This is a genomic window from Corallococcus interemptor (assembly GCF_003668875.1).
Lineage (GTDB): Bacteria > Myxococcota > Myxococcia > Myxococcales > Myxococcaceae > Corallococcus > Corallococcus interemptor.
Window position 1 is genome coordinate 1 of record NZ_RAWM01000179.1, and the last position, 15,255, is coordinate 15,255.

Here is a 15,255-nt window from a genome sequence, read left to right on the forward strand (position 1 = left end):
GTTGGGCGGCGCGGGACCGGGATGGGGATGGGGGGCGGCGGTGGCGTGGTTTCGGATGGCGGTGTGCGTGGGGGGACTCTTCCTCGTGGGGTGCGAGGAAGCCCGGGCCACGTCGCCGCGCATCCCGGTGCTCGGCGAGGTGGGCGGACAGGTGGCGCAGGAGGGCGAGGAGGCCCACGTGTGGTCGCGGACCCTGATGGTTGGGGACCCTCAGGCTCCGCACGCGGTGGTGACCTCCAACGGGGACGTCCTCGTGGCGGCGACCTATCAAGAGCCCGTGGACCTGGGGGCGGGTCCCCTGCCCTTCAATCGCAACGTGGTGGCGCCCCATCTGCTGGTGGCGCGGTATTCGCCGGACGGCACGCTGAAGTGGGCGCGCGGCTGGGCGCCCCGGCACGCGGCGCGGGCCCGCGTGGGCGGCCTGGCGGTGGATGCCAATGACAACATCTTCCTGACAGGCATGTCCGCGGGCTTCACCCGCGACGGCGCCACGCTTCCGGAAGGGCCGTTCCTGGCCCGGCTGGATGGCGGCGGCGCGCTGGACTGGGTGCGCTCGCTGCCGGGTGAGGGCCCGGTGGCGGTGAACGGCGTCACGTCCGACCACGGCGGCGGCGCGGTGCTGGTGGGCGACTTCGCCGGCGCGCGCGACCTGGGAGAGGGATTGAAGACCACGACCCAGGGCAGACACGCGGGCTTCGCGTTGCGCGTGGGGCCGAAGGGTGAGCAGCGCTGGAGCCGCGTGTGGATGCCTTCAGGCGAGGGCGAGGTCTCCGCGCGGGCGGTGGCGGTGGATGTCTTTGGCGACGTGCACGTGGTGGGCGGCTACGCGGGGGCGGTGTCGCTGGGCGACGCGACCTTCGTCACCGTGCGCCAGCACACGCCCTTCGTGGTGAAGCTCACCCGCGACGGCGACCCTGTCTGGAGTCACGACGTGCGCGGCACGGATGGCACCGCGGTGTCCGTGGCCGTGGGCGCCGACCGCGTCTTCGTGGGCGGCGGCTTCAGCGGCCGGCTGTACTTCAAGAACACGTTCCACCGCGCGGACTCGCGCGACGGGTTCCTGCTGGCCTACGACGCGCGCGGCAGCCAGCAGTGGGCGCGCACCTTCCCCACCGGCGCGCCCATGGTCGCCACGGACGACGCGGGCCAGCTGACGGTGGCGGGCGGCCATGACGGCGGCCCGGCCCTGGGCGGAGGCCAGCTGCCGCCGGGCCTGTATGTCGCGAAGCTCTTGCCTGAAGAGGGCACGTCGCTCTGGGTGCGCGGCTTCGCGAGCCCGGGCACCGTGGCCCAGGCCCGCGCCGTGAGCGTGGACGCGTCCGGCGCCGTGCTGCTCGCCGGAGGCTTCAACCGGCCCATGCCGGAGGATGGACCGTCACGGCCGCTGCAGGATGGCTTCCTGCTCAAGCTGCATCCCTGATTCAGGCCCCGATGCCTTCGGGGTCCGTGGCCAGCTCCCCGCCCAGGTGCATGCCCGTCTGGCAGCGGTAGTCCGTGACGAGCGACGCGGCCAGCACCTTCACGCCCAACAGCACGTGCAGGGCCGCCGCCACGGGCGAGCGCTTCGCGTATCCCAAGACAAAGGGCGCGAGGATGGCGCCCAGGCCATAGGCGTAGTCCGCCAGCTCGTGCGCTTCGATGGGGATGAGCTTCGTGAGGCTCAGCCGGTAGTCCGTGAACAGCGACACGCCTATCGCGGCGCCGCCCAGCGCCCAGCCGGCCGCCTTCGCCGTGCTGTCACCGGACGCGCTGCCCACCACCGCCAGCGCCGCGCCGCCCACGTAGTCCAGCACCGAGTGCACGTCCTGCGGCACCCAGCGGCGCAGGGGCAGCGTGCCGAACAGCGGACGCGACAGGATGCCCGCCGCGGCGCTGTGGTCCCTCAGCCGGCGCCACTCGCGGCGCACGGCGCCCTCCGGGCGCGGAGGGACGGGAGGCAGCAGGGGCTCCGAGCCTTGGAACTGGTACATGACGTGACTCCTCTTCTCAGCCGGTTTGCAGCCGTTGGCGGCCGTCGTGGCCGTGCCCGGAAACGGTAGCCACGCCCTCATGCCCGGGCGCCCGGCCCGCCCCGGCCCCTCGCCCGCCTGCCTGCGCCAACAATCGGTGGGGGTGCTGACTACCCGACGAACTGTTGGCTGCCAGGCAAGGGGGCTTCCACCCACCCTGCCCCGCCGGGCAGACTGCTGTTCGCACTCAGGCCCTCACATTTCGAGAGGGCCGCCCGCTTGCACAGCGGTGGGTGCCGCGCCCCACCCAACAAAGAGAAGACGATTCATGGCTACTGGTACGGTGAAGTGGTTCAACGATGCGAAGGGCTTTGGCTTCATCACTCAGGACGGCGGTGGTGAGGACGTGTTCTGCCACCACAGCGCCATCAACATGGACGGCTTCCGCACCCTGGCCGAGGGCCAGAAGGTGGAGTTCGAGGTGACGCGCGGCCCCAAGGGGCTCCAGGCGCAGAACGTCCGCGCAGTGGGTTCATAACAACCCGCTCCGGGTCAAACCCAGAGCACTGAAGCCCGGCTCCGCTCACGCGGGCCGGGCTTCTTCATTTTTACAACCTACCCAGAAGGAATAACACGCAATTCCTTTCAAACCTTCCACCCTCCTGGGAATGACGGGGGGGGCTGGTGAAAGTCCGAAAGACGTCTGTTAGGGTTTGAGCCTGCGAGGGAGGGCGCACCTATGTTCGAAGTCACCAACGATGTCAGCCGTCGGACCATCACTGCCCGCATGAGCGGTTTCATGCGGCCCAACGAAATGAAGGAGTACGTGGCCGTCTACAAGAAGGCCACGGACAGCTACGGCGGAGGGCGGCACCTGGTTCTGGCCGACATGCGGGGTCTGCGCCCGCTGGAGCCGGAATCCGCGAAGCTGTTCTCCGAGATCGTCGACCACGGGCGCAAGAATGGCTGCGCCATGTGCGCGCACGTGTCGGACTCGACCATCGCGCGCCTGCAGACGGCCCGCGTGGCCTCGGAAGCATCCCCCAACGACGACATCACCGTGGATTGTGTGTCGCTGGAGGAAGCGCAGAACCAGCTCGCCAAGGCGCGCGTGCGCCTGCTCAACGGCGAAGGCATGGCGGCTACGCGCTAGCCACTTGTTTCATCCCCTTTGTATCAAATGAAAGGCGCGGGTGACGGCATGTCACCCGCGCCTTCTTGTTTCAGGCCGTGAGGCCTGGGCTCAGGCCGCGCGGTCGTGCGCCGAGGGCGCGTCCACGGGCAGCGCGGTGTGCGGCCCGTCCTGACGGGGCTTGCGCTTCTTGAAGGACAGCTTCTCCATGGCCGCGAACACCACCGGCACCACCAGCAGCGTGAGGAAGGTGGAGGTGATGACGCCGCCGATGACGGAGATGGCCATGGGGGCGCGGAACTCGGAGCCGGTGCCCGTGCCCACGGCGGTGGGCACCATGCCAATGGCCATGGCCGCGCTCGTCATGAGGATGGGGCGCAGGCGGCGGGGGCCGGCCTTGAGCAGGGCCTCGTCCACGGAGTCGCCCTCGCGCAGGTGGTGGAGCGCGCCGTCGATGAGGAGGATGGCGTTCTTCGTCACGAGGCCCATCAGCAGGATGACGCCAATCATGGCGCCCATGCTGAGGTGGTAGCCCGTGACGACCAGGCCCAAGAGCGCGCCCACGAGCGCCAGCGGCAGCGACACCATGATGGTGAAGGGGTGCTTGAAGGACTCGAACTGGCTGGCGAGCACCATGTAGATGAAGACGAAGGCCAGCAGGAACGCGATGCCGAACGCGTCGTTCTGCTCATCCAGGCTCTTCATCTGGCCGTCGTAGACGATGGCGTAGCCGGGCGGCAGCGGCTTCTGGGCGATGGCGGCCTTGAGCTTCGTGGCCACGTCACCCAGCGCGGCGCCCTTGGCCAGCTGGGACACGACGGCCACCTGGCGCTCGCGGTTCTCGTGCTCGATGACGCTGGGGCCGTCCTTGAGCGACACCTGGGCCACGTCCGTCACCTGGTGCAGGCCGTGGGGTGACACGATCATCAGCTGGCGCACGCGCTCCGGCGTGGCGCGGTCCTCCTCGCGCAGGCGCACGCGGATGTCCGTCTCGTCCGTGCCCTCGCGAAGCTTGGCCGTCACGTCACCGTCAATGGCCAGCCGCAGCTGCGCGGCGAGCGACCCGGCGGACAGGTCCATGTCCGCGGCGCGCGCGCGGTCGATTTGAATCTGGAGCTCCGGCTTGGCGGGGTTGGAGTCCACGCGCACGTCGGAGGTGCCCAGGGTGCGCAGGATGCCGGCGACGCGCTCGGCCTCTTCATTGACGCGCTTCAGGTCCGGGCCCACCACGCGCACCATGATGGGGAACCAGTCCCCCAGGCCTTCGATGGACGGCGGGTCCGACAGGGTGATGGCGGTGGAGACCAGGTTGGGGACCAGGAGCGCGCGGGCCTCCTCCTTGAGGGTGCCGATGCTCTTGGTGCGCTGGTCCTTGCCCACGGTGAGCACGCGCATGCGCGACTTGTAGACGTCTCCGTTGGGGCCCACGGTGGTGTAGATGTCCGCGACCTCCGGGATCTGCTTGAGCAGCGTCTCGGCCTGCGCGGCGCGCTCCGTGGTCTGCGCCAGGTTGGCGGAGTCCGGCAGCTGCAGTTCGACGATGAACTGCGAGCGGTCCTCCGCGCTCATGAACTCCACGCCCAGGCGGCTGGCGGCGCCGAAGGACAGCACGAGCGCCAGCAGGGTGAGGCCCGCGGTGGTCCACTTGTGGCGCAGCACCCAGCCCAGGATGCGCGCGTACGTGGACTCGGTGGCCTCCAGGAAGCGGCGCAGCACGCGGAAGACGGCGGGCTCGTGCTGACGCTCCCCCGGCTTGTGCGCCTTGGCGAAGCGCGCGGACAGCATGGGGTCCAGCGTGAAGGAGATGAACAGCGAGATGAGCACCGCCACGGAGATGGTGATGCCGAACTGCTTGAAGAACTGGCCCACGATGCCGGGCATGAAGGCCACGGGGATGAACACCGCCACCAGGGCCAGCGTCGTCGCGAGCACCGCCAGGCCCACGTCCTTGGTGCCGTTGTACGCGGCGCTCATGGGCTCCTCGCCCTGCTCCAGCCGGTGGGTGATGGCCTCACGCACCACCACCGCGTCGTCGATGAGCAGACCGATGGCCAAGGACAGTGACAACAGCGTCATCTGGTTGAGCGAGTAGCCCAGCACGTACATCACGAAGAACGTGCCGATGACGGACGTGGGCAGCGCGAGCGCGGAGATGAACGTGCCGCGCGGGTCCAGCAGGAACATCAGGATGATGAGGACCGCCATCAGGCCGCCGAAGATGAGGGCGACCCACACCTCGTGGGTGTTGGCGCGGATGAGGTCCGACTGGTCGATGAGCAGCGTGGCCTTGAAGCCCTGCCCCACCACCGGCCCCATGTCCGCGAGCGTCTTCTTCACCGCGTCGCTGACGCTCACCGTGTTGGAGCCCGGCTGCTTCACGATTTCCAGCACCACGGCGTCGCGGGCGTTGAGGCGCGCGGTGGTGCGGCGCTCGGCGACGCCGTCCGTGACGGTGGCGACCTCTTCCAGGCGCACCTGGGCGCCCGTCTTGCTCCGGGCGATGGGCAGCTTTTGCAGGTCCTCCACGCTGGTGAACTCACCCATGGCGCGCACGGTCAGCTCGTTGGGCCCCAATTGCAGACGGCCCGCGGGCAGGTTGAGGTTCTCCATGGCGATGCGCTGGGACACCTGCGACGGCGCGATGCCCACCGCGCGGGCCTTGTCCAGGTCGATGTCGACCTGGATTTCGCGCGTGTCGCCGCCGGTGATGCGCACCTCCGCCACGCCGGCCAGCTGCGCGAGCGCGGGCTTGATGCGGTCATCCAGCAGCTTGCGCAGCGACTGGGACGTCATGTCCGCGGAGACCGCGTAGGTGAGGATGGGCGCGGCGGACAGGTCCACGCGGCTGACGATGGGCGCGTCCGCGTCCGTGGGCAGCTTGTTGACGGCCTGGCCCACCTTGTCGCGCACGTCCTGGACGGCGGTGTCCAGGGCGGTGCCCAGCGTGAAGGACACCACCACGGTGCCCACGTTCTCACGGCTGAAGGAGTGGATTTTATCCACGCCGCTGATGCCGGCGACCGCGTCCTCCAGGGGCTTGATGACCTGGGTCTCGATTTCGCCCGGGCCCGCGCCTTTGTAGAGGGTGTTGACCACCACCACGGGGAAGCTGACGTCCGGGTAGAGGTCGGTGCCCAGGCGCTTGAGGCCCATCACGCCCAGCACGATGAGCAGCAGGGACACCATGGCCGTGAACACCGGCCGCCGGATGGAGACATCACTGAGAATCATGGGAAGAGCTCACGCACGCCGCAGGACGGCCACGGCGAAAGGGGGGCGGCCTTTCGGCTACTTCACGGAGACGCGGGTGCCGGGGGTCAGGGAGGGCGTGGGGAAGTCCACCACCTGCTGGAGGACGGCCGCGGCGCGCACCACCACCTCGCGGTCGCGGCGCTCCAGCACCTGCACGTCCACGCGCTGGAGGGCGCCGTCGCTGACGACGAGCACGTGGTCCCCGTTGGAGGAGGACAGCGCCGTGGTGGGCAACAGCTGCGCGTCCTGCGCCTCGCCCAGCTTCAGCATGGCGCGCGCCAGGGTGTGGGCCACGAAGCGGCCGTCCGCGTTGGGCACGGCGATCTCCACCGGGATGCGCCGGGTGGCGGGGTCCGCGGAGGGCAGGATGGTGCGCACCACGGCCTCGTCGGTGGACGCGCCGTTGCCCAGCGCCGCCACGCGCACCTTGGTGCCGGGCTTGAGCAGCGCGCGGGCGCCTTCCGCCACGGTGGTGCGGAAGATGAGCGTGTCCAGCTGCTCCAGGGTGAACAGCGGCGAGCCCGGGCCCACCGTGGCGCCCGTCTGGTCCGGGGACTCAATCAGCGTGCCCGCGAAGGGCGCCTTCAGGTCGTGCCGGCGGCGCGCCGCGCGGGCCTGCGCCAGCTGCGCCTTGGCGGCCATCACCTGCGCCTGGGCCTGCGCGGCGGCGGCCACGGCGCTCTTGTGCTGCTGGTCGCTGACGCCACCGCCGGTGCTCAGCTTCTCCGTGCGCTCGGCGGCGTCCTTCGCGATGGAGGCGGCGGCCTCCGCGGCGGCGACGGCGGCCTCCGCGCCGGCCACCTGCGCGTCCACGATTTCAGCGTTGAGCTGGGCCAGCGTGTCGCCCTTCTTCACGGCCTGGCCCTTGTGGATGCGCACCGCCTCCAGGCGGCCGCCCACCTCGAAGCCGACCTGGAGCCCCTGCGCGGGGTACAGCGTGCCCGTCACCTCCTCCGACTGGGAGGCCTGCACGCCCTTCGCGGAGACGACCTTCACGGCCGGCGCCGGCTTGTCCTGGCCGGGGGCCTTGGCGGCGGCGGGCGAGGACGCGGCGTCCGCCTTGTCACAACCGGTGAGCGCGAGCGCGGCGGCCACCCCCATGGCGGCGAGGGCGCGGGAGGCGGAGGGCTTCGTGGAGGGTTTCACGGGCGTTTCCTTGGCGGACGGTGCGGGTGGGCCGCGCGGGCGTGGCGCCGGCGCGTGGATGGCGGTGAAGAAGGACGGGCGACGGCGGCGGGCGTCGCGGGCACGGCCTCGCGGGGCAGCGTGCCTTCGTGCATGAGACGCTGGATGCCCACGGCCCAGGCGGCCAGGTCCGGCTTCTGCTCCAGCCGTCCCATGCGCCGGGCCAACAGCAGGTACGTGCCCACGACGAAGGAGCCGAAGAGGCCGGGGTCCACGTCCGGGGTGTCCGGCTGCTGGCCGCGCAGGTGGAAGAACTCCCGGGCAATCCGCTCCACCTCGCGGTCCACCACGTCCCACATGACGGACTCGAAGGCGGTGCCCTGGCTGCCCACGATGAGCGCGGTGACCAGCTCCCGCTGCTCCCACATGAGCTCCAGCATCTCCACGTCGAGCGCGGCCTCCAGGCGCAGGAAGTCGCGGTAGCGCTCCGAGCGCGCGGCCACGTCCCCGGGGCCCGGCAGGCCGCTGTGGTCGGCGCGGAAGCGGTCCATGCAGGACATGCGCTTCGAGGCCAGCCGCTCCAGGGCCGCCAGGAAGTCCTGCACCAGCGCCGCGAAGAGGGCCTCCTTCGAGGGGAAGTGCAGGTAGAAGGCGCCCTTGGACAGGCCGCTGGCGGCGGTGATGTCGCTGATGCGCGCGCCCTTCACGCCCCGCTTCGCGAACTCCGCCCGCGCGGACGCGATGAGCGCGCTGCGGGCTTTGGGGTCGGCGTGGCGGGGCATGGCGGACGCATTCCTAACCCGCCGGTCAGAAATAGAACAGTCGTTGCTGAACGCCGGGTCAGGAATCCGAGGGGCGTGTCGGCGGCGGGCGCAGGAGGGCGGAGCAGAGCGGACACCCGGGCGGGGCGTGGGGGGCGTCCCGGCGGTGCAAATCCAGGATGGCGCGGGACACCTCCGCCAGCTCGCGGCGCACCTCGCGGCGGGCGCCCTTCACCCGGGCGATGCGCATGTCGTCGTAGCCGGTGGTCTGGTGGCGCATCCAGGCGATGACGGCCGCTTCCGCGCGCCTTTCGATGGGGATGCGCTCCGTGCGGGCCACGGTGCCGCTGCCCACGGGGGTGGCGTGGCCCGCCACCATCACGGCCAGGCGCTTGGCGTGGGGGAGCCACGCGGGGCTGAAGGCGAGGAAGCGCAGGACGGCGTTGGCGAAGTCGACCTCGTATTCGGCCTGTTCCCTGGCGCGGCGCTCGCGGCCCTGGGCCAGCTTCTTCGCGTAGGCGGGGGTGGCGCGCTCCTCTTCCAGGGCGGCCTTGGCGTGGACGATGTGGGCCTCCGGCGCCCACACGCCCCGGGAGAAGAGCTTGCGGCCCACCTTCTCCACGACGGTCCAGGTGGGGCCGGCGGCCTTCACGCGGCGGGTAAGGCCGGCGTCGCCGGGGGGGAGCAGGGCCCAGCCGTCAGGGACGGCGAGCAGGCGGCCGTCCTGGGCTTTCACTCGGCGGGGGTCGGCCGTGGGGCCGACCGTCAGGGAATCAGGCATGGGGGCGGGTCCGAAAGGGCCGGCTGCATAGCACGCCCCTTCACACCCTGGTAAATGCCCCCGGGAACGCGCGCGTGAGGACTGACTCCACGCGTGCGAGGAGGCCACTCTCGACGTGGGAAGCGCCGGCATGTCCCTATTGAGGCTCACCTTCCTCGGCACCTCCGCCGCGCAGCCCACCCTGCATCGGGGCCTGTCCGGCCTGGCGGTGAAGGCGGACGCGGATCTGCTCCTCTTCGACTGTGGCGAGGGCAGCCAGCGGCAGATGGTGCGCTTCGGCACGGGCTTCACCGTGGACGCGGCGTTCTTCACGCACTTCCACGCCGACCACTACCTGGGAATCATCGGCTTCCTGCGCACGCTGGGGATGATGGGCCGCACCGCGCCCATGCACCTGTACGGGCCGCCCCCGGCGCGCAGGCTCCTGCACCAGGCCGTGCACCTGGGGCTGGAGTCGCTGGCCTTCCCGGTCGAAATCCACGAACTGAAGGACGGGGACGCGGTGCGCCGCAATGGCTACACCGTGCAGGCGGTGGGCGTGGACCACCGCATCCACGCGCTGGGCTACGTGCTGGCGGAGGACGGGCGTCCGGGGCGCTTCCACCTGGAGAAGGCGCGGGAGTTGGGCGTTCCGGAGGGGCCGTCCTTCGGGAAGCTGCAGAAGGGCGAGGCCGTCACGCTGCCGGACGGGCGCGTGGTGAGGCCGGAGGACGTGCTGGGCGAGTCCCGTGCCGGGCGCCGGCTGGTGATTTCCGGCGACACGCGGCCCTGCCCCGCGCTGGTGCAGGCGGCGAGGGACGCGGACCTGCTGGTGCACGAGTCCACCTTCTCCGACGACGAGCAGGCGCGCGCCGTGGAGACGCGGCACTCCACCGCGCGGGAGGCGGGCCAGGTGGCGAGGGAGGCGGGGGCGAAGCGGCTCATCCTCACCCACCTGTCCAGCCGCCACGACACCGACCCCGGACGGTTGCTCACGCAGGCGCGCGAGGCCTTCAAGGGGCCGGTGGAGGTGGCTCACGACGGCCTCACCGTGGAGCTGCCGCTGCGCGACTGACGTGGGAGTCGCGCGCGGCGGCGGGCTACTCGGCCTTCTTCGCCTCGGCCTTGAGGGCGGTGGCGGCGTCCGGGTCCACCTTCTGGAGCAGCTCCCACTCCAGCTCGGAGTCGCGGCGCATCTGGGAGCCGCCTGCGCCGACCGCGCTCTCGCCCATGTCCCTGCCGCGGCCGCCGGTGTCATCCGCGGCGCGGGACTCGGAGCGGTCCTGGCGGCGGAACTCCACCGCGCACTGGCCGGGCCCGCGCTCGAAGCCGCGCACCAGGTAGCGCGCGTAGGACGTGCCCAGGGACGAGGGGGCGCTGGTCATCAGCCACTCGGTGGTGGTCTCGAAGCCGCCCTGGCCCTTGGTCACGGAGAAGCCCTTCTCCTTGAGCAGGGCGAGGGCCTCTGGCCACACCTCCGCGATGGGCTTGCGGTAGACGTGCCCCATCGCCTTGTCCTCCAGGTACGCCTGCTGGCGGCGCGCGGCACAGCCGCTGAAGGCGAGGGCGAGGACGGACACCACGAGCAGCGCCGAGGCGCGGGACGACTTGGACGGATTCATTGCTCCGGACTCCATGCGAAGGAAGACGGCTGCGGAATTTCGCCCGGCGCGGGCCTGGATGCCAAGTCCGGGCCCTTCCGGGAGCGGGTCACCCCCAAAGGGCAACCTTCATTTGGCTAGAGCCCCCGTGCCTTCCGGTGATGCGTCCGGCGCCTCACATCCGTCCCCACGAAGCCGTCCGGAGGGCCGGCGCCGGGGCCATGCTGGCGGGCGGACATGATTCCCATCAGCGACGACAACCCGACCCTGCGCACCCCGGTGATGACGTACCTCCTGCTCGCGGCCCTGGGGCTGACCTGGGTGTTCTTCCAGGGGGCGGGGTTCAACGTGGTGGCGCTGGCCACCAGCATCTGCGAGCTGGGCCTGGTGCCCGGGGAGCTCACGGGCCGCGCGCCGCTGGGGCTGGCGGTGCCGCTGGGGGATGGGCTGGCGTGCGTGGTGGACGACGAGTCCATCAACCGCCTCACGCCGCTCACGTCCATGTTCCTGCACGGCAGCTGGGGGCACCTGCTGGGCAACGTGCTGTTCTTCTGGGTCTTCGGCAACAACATCGAGGACAGCATGGGGCGCCTGCGCTTCCTCGTGTTCTACCTGCTGTGCGGGCTGGTGGCGGCGGCCGCTCACGTGGCGGTGGACCCCACGTCGCCGGTGCCCACGGTGGGCGCGTCCGGCGCCATCGCGGGCGTGCTGGGCGCGTACCTGGTGCTCTACCCGCGCGTGCGGGTGAACATGCTGTTCATCATCGTCATCCTCATCCGCGTCATCCCCATCCCCGCGTGGGCCGTGCTGCTGTGGTGGTTCGTGCTCCAGGTCATCACCGGCCTGCCGCAGCTGATGACGCTGCGGCCGGAGGTGTCCGGCGGCGTGGCCGTCTGGGCGCACATCGGCGGGTTCGTGGCGGGGATGGTGTTGATCAAGCTCTTCGAAAACCCCCGCTACACGTCCCAGCGCACGACGTGGCGGCACCGCATGCACCCGAACCACCCCTAGGGCCGGGCAGGCGGACAGGCCTCCGCCGGCCTGGGATGCGGACGCGACAGGGCGCCCCGACATTGACGTGGGTGTTCTTCGCGCCTTGAGGAGGCGGGCATGGGGGCGGACGAGAAGTCGAAAGGGGTGTGCGTGCAGGCGGCGCCGCCGCGCAAGCGGGTGCTCATCCTGGGGGGCGGCTTCGCGGGGATGTACGCGGCGCTGCACCTGGAGCGGCAGCTGGGGAAGCGGGACGACGTGGAGGTGACGCTCGTCAGCCGCGACAACTTCTTCCTCTTCACGCCCATGCTGCATGAGGTGGCGGCGAGCGACCTGAACGCGACCGCCATCGTCATCTCGCTGCGCAAGCTGCTGCCGCGCCTGACGTTCGTGGAGGGTGACGTCAGCGGGCTGGACCTGGAGTCGAAGCGGGTCACCGTGGCGCACGGCGGGCTGGACGGCCACAGCCACACGCTGGAGTACGACTACGTGGTGCTGGCCATGGGGTCGGAGACGAACTTCTTCGGCAAGCCGGGCCCGCGCGACTACACGCTGACCATGAAGACGCTGGGCGACGCGATGCTGCTGCGCAACTGCCTGGTGGACCGGCTGGAGGAGGCGGACGCGGACTGCGTGACGACGGGCGCGCGCAACGCCATCGTCACCTTCGTGGTGGTGGGCGGCGGCTTCGCGGGCGTGGAGACGGCGGGCGCCATCAACGACTTCATCCACGGCGCCCTGCCCTTCTATCCCAACATCCAGCACTCCAACGTGCGCGTGATGCTGGTGCACGGCGGCCAGGAGGTGCTGCCGGAGCTGGGCGAGGACCTGGGCGCGTACACGCGAAAGAAGCTCATCGAGCACGGCATCGAGGTGCGCACCGGCGTGCACGTGAAGGACGTGACGGAGGCCGGCGTGGAGCTGCCGGACGGCACGGTGGTGCCCACCAAGACGGTGGTGTGGACCGCGGGCGTCACGCCGCCGTCCCTGCTGTCCACGCTGCCGTGCGAGAAGGAGCGCGGGCGGCTCAAGGTGAACGAGCGCATGGAGGTGCCCGGCTTCCCGGGTGTGTGGGCGCTGGGCGACTGCGCGTCGGTCCCGGACCTCACCAACGGAGGCAAGCCCTGCCCGCCCACCGCGCAGCACGCGCTGCGCCAGGGCCTGACGGTGGCGCGCAACGTGTGCGCGGCGCTGAAGGGTCAGCCGGGCAAGGCGTTCCGCTACAAGATGCTGGGACAGCTGGCCGCCATTGGCCAGCGCTCGGGCGTGGCGCGCATCCTGGGGCTGAAGTTCTCCGGCACCTTCGCGTGGGTGCTCTGGCGCACCGTCTACCTGTTCAAGCTGCCGAGGCTGGAGACGAAGGTGCGCGTGGCCATGGGCTGGACGCTGGACCTGCTCTTCCGCAAGGACGTGGTGCAGTTCATCGGCCCGCGTGAGCTGGATCAGCTCACGCTGCCGTCCCTGCCGCTCAACAGCCGTCAGCAGGTGCGCCAGGTGCAGGCGCTCCAGCCAGGCGCGCAGCACTGAGCACCATTGGGCTCTCAAGGGCCTGGGACGCGGTTTCGACTGCGGGAAAGAGCCCCACTGCGCGAGCATTCTCGATGGTAGCGTGCCCATCCGGGAGGTCACGCACCATTGCTCCAACCTTTGAGATTGGCTCTTCCCTTGTCGCTCGTGCTTGCGTGGGGAGCTGCCGCGCAGCCCCAGCCGGCCGCGAGACCGCGCGTTGAGCGCAAGCGCTCCGTGACCATCGCCAGCATGCCCGCCGAACCGCTGCCCGTCGTCCGCGTTGCGCAGGACACCCTGACGCTGCTGTTCTTTCCCTCGCCGATCCAGAAGAAGACCCTGACCTTCGATGAGTCACGGATCCGCGTCCTGGATGCTGGCGAGCGCTCTGTCATCATCCAGCCCGTGGTCAACCTTGGCGATGGCGAGCGTCAGGAGATCGGCGTCTTCTTCAACGATGGCCAAGCACCCGCCCGGGCCGCCTTCAGGCTCGTCACCGACCCGGCCGAAGTGGACTCGCGGATCGACGTTCAACGTCCGGCGCCATCGATCGAGACCTGCCAACCCACCGCCCAGGCCCCGGCGCCGAAGCCGGAAGACTTCGTGCTGCTCGGCTACCTGGACGACAAGGGCATCGCAACGTCCAGCAGAAAGGGCCCACTGGCGATGCAGGGACTTTCCTTTGAGTCGCTCGTGGCCTTTCGAGGCACGAACTGGATTCTGGCGGACGTAAGAATCATGAACAGCCTTGAACAGCCCGCATGGACACCCCGAGAGGCGACGTTCGTGGGGAGGAGCGGAACGCCCCTGCGAGCGCGGCTCGTCGCGAAGCAGCCGGGACCGATTCCCCCTGGGCAGGCCAGGCGCTTCGTGGCGGCCATGGAAGTGGCAGCCACGGACGCGGACCTTGTCTTCACCCTGGAGGTGCTCGGGGATGAGGGACGTCGACTCACGATTCCGGGCGTGCGCTTTCCGCTGCCCACCCCGGGGGATGCCAGATGAACGCGGCGATGATCAAGCTGCCTCCGGGGTCGCTCATTGATGGATGGCAGGTGGCCAAGGCACTCGGCGACGGAGGCTTCGCGTTCGTCTTCCTGGGCGAAAAGAACGGCAGGCACCGGGCCATCAAGGTGGCCCAGCACCGGGAGTCCAGCGGCGACCTCAAGCAGACCCATGCCCGGACGCTGCGGGAGTTGACGGCGCTGCTCATGCTGGACCATCCGAACATCGTCCGGCCGCAAGGGTATGGCTTCGCGGAGAGCGGGAACGTCTACCTCGCGCTCGACTACGTGGAGGGCTGGACGCTCGCGGAGTGGGCGGAACGCAAGCACCCGACGGTTCGCGAAATCCTCGGCGTCTTCGAGAAGCTCGCCGGTGCGCTGTCGTACATGCACGGCCGGGGCATCCTGCATCGGGACCTGAAGCTGTCCAACGTCCTCATCCGCAAGAGCGACGGCGAGCCCGTCATCATCGACTTCAGCTGCGCGACCTACACCCTCGCGGAAGACCTGACGGATGGGGGGGTGCCTCCAGGGACGGACCGCTATCGCGCGCCCGAGCAGTTCAAGTTCCTGCGCGAGCACAGGGACGAGCACCGGGCCCGCTACGCCTTCCAGGTCGCCGACGAAATCTTCGCGGTCGGCGTCATGCTCCATGAGCTGCTGACGGACCCGCGACCGACGGAGTTTCGTCCGCGCTTCGACCTGAACAGTCTTGCCCTCCCACCGCCGCCACCCCGCCTGGTGAATGAACGGGTTCCAGAGGAGTTGAGCTACCTCGTGGAGAGCATCCTGGCCCGAGACCCCAAGAAGCGTCCGGTCGACACCGAGGCGCTGCGTCGTGAGTTGGCGGAGCTCCGGGCCGACCCGTCCTCCGACTACGAAGTGCCAGTTCATCCGCCATCGGAACAGCGCCACGGCGGATCGCGCCCGGAGTCGCTGGAGATGCCCTCCATCCTCCAGTCGCTCCAGCGGCACGTCGCCCGGGTTGAGGGCAACCGAGGCCAGGGCCGACGGCGTGCGCTCCTCGCCGGCATCGTCGCGATGGTCCTCGCCGCGCTCGTCTTGAGTTTCGCCGGGGGCCCTGCCGGGCCGCGCATCGCCGCGGGCCCGCGCCATCCCGTCACGCCCCATTCCACACCGCCCGAGACGACCCCTCCTGCTATGTCCATCCCCAGCCC

At 70.3% G+C, this 15,255-nt stretch carries 14 protein-coding genes; 8 read left to right on the top strand and 6 right to left on the bottom strand.

The window, feature by feature from the left end; all coding sequences use genetic code 11:
- The coding region (locus D7X96_RS36075; protein ID WP_306449852.1) for a hypothetical protein at window positions 1-1,420 on the top strand (1,420 nt) is incomplete at its 5' end.
- A gap of 1 nt (window position 1,421) precedes the next feature.
- Here the strand turns inward: D7X96_RS36075 and D7X96_RS36080 are convergent.
- A complete protein-coding gene (locus tag D7X96_RS36080; RefSeq protein ID WP_121771783.1) occupies window positions 1,422-1,970 on the bottom strand; it encodes an SPW repeat domain-containing protein in 549 nt (182 codons plus the stop codon).
- A 307-nt stretch (window positions 1,971-2,277) separates the two neighbouring features.
- On the opposite strand from D7X96_RS36080, the gene D7X96_RS36085 reads away from it, so the two are divergent.
- A complete protein-coding gene (locus tag D7X96_RS36085; RefSeq protein ID WP_120552165.1) occupies window positions 2,278-2,487 on the top strand; it encodes a cold-shock protein in 210 nt (69 codons plus the stop codon).
- A gap of 261 nt (window positions 2,488-2,748) precedes the next feature.
- Window positions 2,749-3,102 carry a hypothetical protein gene (locus D7X96_RS36090; protein ID WP_233610234.1) on the top strand — a complete coding sequence of 118 codons (354 nt, stop codon included), beginning with the start codon at window positions 2,749-2,751 and terminating at the stop codon, window positions 3,100-3,102.
- Between the two features lie 90 nt (window positions 3,103-3,192).
- Here D7X96_RS36090 and D7X96_RS36095 read toward each other — a convergent pair whose 3' ends face one another.
- The 4 genes from D7X96_RS36095 to D7X96_RS36110 are packed head-to-tail and all read right to left on the bottom strand — an operon-like array spanning window position 3,193 to window position 9,000.
- Entirely contained in the window at window positions 3,193-6,312 is a 3,120-nt protein-coding gene (locus D7X96_RS36095) for an efflux RND transporter permease subunit (protein WP_120552167.1), read from the bottom strand.
- A gap of 57 nt (window positions 6,313-6,369) precedes the next feature.
- Entirely contained in the window at window positions 6,370-7,479 is a 1,110-nt protein-coding gene (locus D7X96_RS36100; protein WP_120552168.1) for an efflux RND transporter periplasmic adaptor subunit, read from the bottom strand.
- A complete protein-coding gene (locus D7X96_RS36105) occupies window positions 7,476-8,240 on the bottom strand; it encodes a TetR/AcrR family transcriptional regulator (RefSeq protein WP_121725213.1) in 765 nt (254 codons plus the stop codon). The genes D7X96_RS36100 and D7X96_RS36105 overlap by 4 nt, the downstream gene beginning before the upstream one ends.
- A 58-nt stretch (window positions 8,241-8,298) precedes the next feature.
- Window positions 8,299-9,000, bottom strand: a complete 702-nt coding sequence (locus tag D7X96_RS36110; RefSeq protein WP_121771784.1) for a DUF2293 domain-containing protein — start codon at window positions 8,998-9,000, stop codon at window positions 8,299-8,301.
- 130 nt (window positions 9,001-9,130) lie between these two features.
- Between D7X96_RS36110 and rnz the strand changes: the two genes are divergently transcribed.
- The gene (gene rnz / locus D7X96_RS36115) at window positions 9,131-10,054 is read left to right on the top strand and encodes a ribonuclease Z (RefSeq protein WP_120552171.1); all 924 of its coding nucleotides are present in this window, start codon (window positions 9,131-9,133) and stop codon (window positions 10,052-10,054) included.
- Window positions 10,055-10,079: 25 nt separating this feature from the next.
- Here the strand turns inward: rnz and D7X96_RS36120 are convergent, their stop codons facing one another.
- The gene (locus tag D7X96_RS36120; protein ID WP_120552172.1) at window positions 10,080-10,601 is read right to left on the bottom strand and encodes a hypothetical protein; all 522 of its coding nucleotides are present in this window, start codon (window positions 10,599-10,601) and stop codon (window positions 10,080-10,082) included.
- 216 nt (window positions 10,602-10,817) lie between these two features.
- On the opposite strand from D7X96_RS36120, the gene D7X96_RS36125 reads away from it, so the two are divergent.
- The 4 genes from D7X96_RS36125 to D7X96_RS36140 form a co-directional block, all read left to right on the top strand.
- Window positions 10,818-11,591 carry a rhomboid family intramembrane serine protease gene (locus tag D7X96_RS36125; protein ID WP_121724389.1) on the top strand — a complete coding sequence of 258 codons (774 nt, stop codon included), beginning with the start codon at window positions 10,818-10,820 and terminating at the stop codon, window positions 11,589-11,591.
- Between the two features lie 99 nt (window positions 11,592-11,690).
- Window positions 11,691-13,097 (top strand): NAD(P)/FAD-dependent oxidoreductase, encoded by a 1,407-nt coding sequence (locus tag D7X96_RS36130; protein ID WP_121771785.1) that lies wholly within the window; start codon window positions 11,691-11,693, stop codon window positions 13,095-13,097.
- A 108-nt stretch (window positions 13,098-13,205) separates the two neighbouring features.
- Complete coding sequence (locus D7X96_RS36135; protein WP_121771786.1) at window positions 13,206-14,078, top strand: DUF2381 family protein; 873 nt, start codon at window positions 13,206-13,208, stop codon at window positions 14,076-14,078.
- Window positions 14,075-15,255: serine/threonine protein kinase (locus D7X96_RS36140; RefSeq protein ID WP_147442939.1), on the top strand; the 1,181-nt coding region annotated here is incomplete at its 3' end. The genes D7X96_RS36135 and D7X96_RS36140, both read left to right, overlap by 4 nt.

Excerpts from the sequence above, each read along its gene's own strand:
- D7X96_RS36125 (WP_121724389.1), top strand. The coding sequence starts at position 10,818 with ATGATTCCCATCAGCGACGACAACCCGACCCTGCGCACCCCGGTGATG.
- D7X96_RS36090 (WP_233610234.1), top strand. The coding sequence starts at position 2,749 with ATGCGGCCCAACGAAATGAAGGAGTACGTGGCCGTCTACAAGAAGGCC.
- D7X96_RS36105 (WP_121725213.1), bottom strand. The coding sequence starts at position 8,240 with ATGCCCCGCCACGCCGACCCCAAAGCCCGCAGCGCGCTCATCGCGTCC.
- D7X96_RS36080 (WP_121771783.1), bottom strand. The coding sequence starts at position 1,970 with ATGTACCAGTTCCAAGGCTCGGAGCCCCTGCTGCCTCCCGTCCCTCCG.
- D7X96_RS36095 (WP_120552167.1), bottom strand. The coding sequence starts at position 6,312 with ATGATTCTCAGTGATGTCTCCATCCGGCGGCCGGTGTTCACGGCCATG.
- D7X96_RS36110 (WP_121771784.1), bottom strand. The coding sequence starts at position 9,000 with ATGCCTGATTCCCTGACGGTCGGCCCCACGGCCGACCCCCGCCGAGTG.
- rnz (WP_120552171.1), top strand. The coding sequence starts at position 9,131 with ATGTCCCTATTGAGGCTCACCTTCCTCGGCACCTCCGCCGCGCAGCCC.
- D7X96_RS36120 (WP_120552172.1), bottom strand. The coding sequence starts at position 10,601 with ATGAATCCGTCCAAGTCGTCCCGCGCCTCGGCGCTGCTCGTGGTGTCC.
- D7X96_RS36085 (WP_120552165.1), top strand. The coding sequence starts at position 2,278 with ATGGCTACTGGTACGGTGAAGTGGTTCAACGATGCGAAGGGCTTTGGC.
- D7X96_RS36130 (WP_121771785.1), top strand. The coding sequence starts at position 11,691 with ATGGGGGCGGACGAGAAGTCGAAAGGGGTGTGCGTGCAGGCGGCGCCG.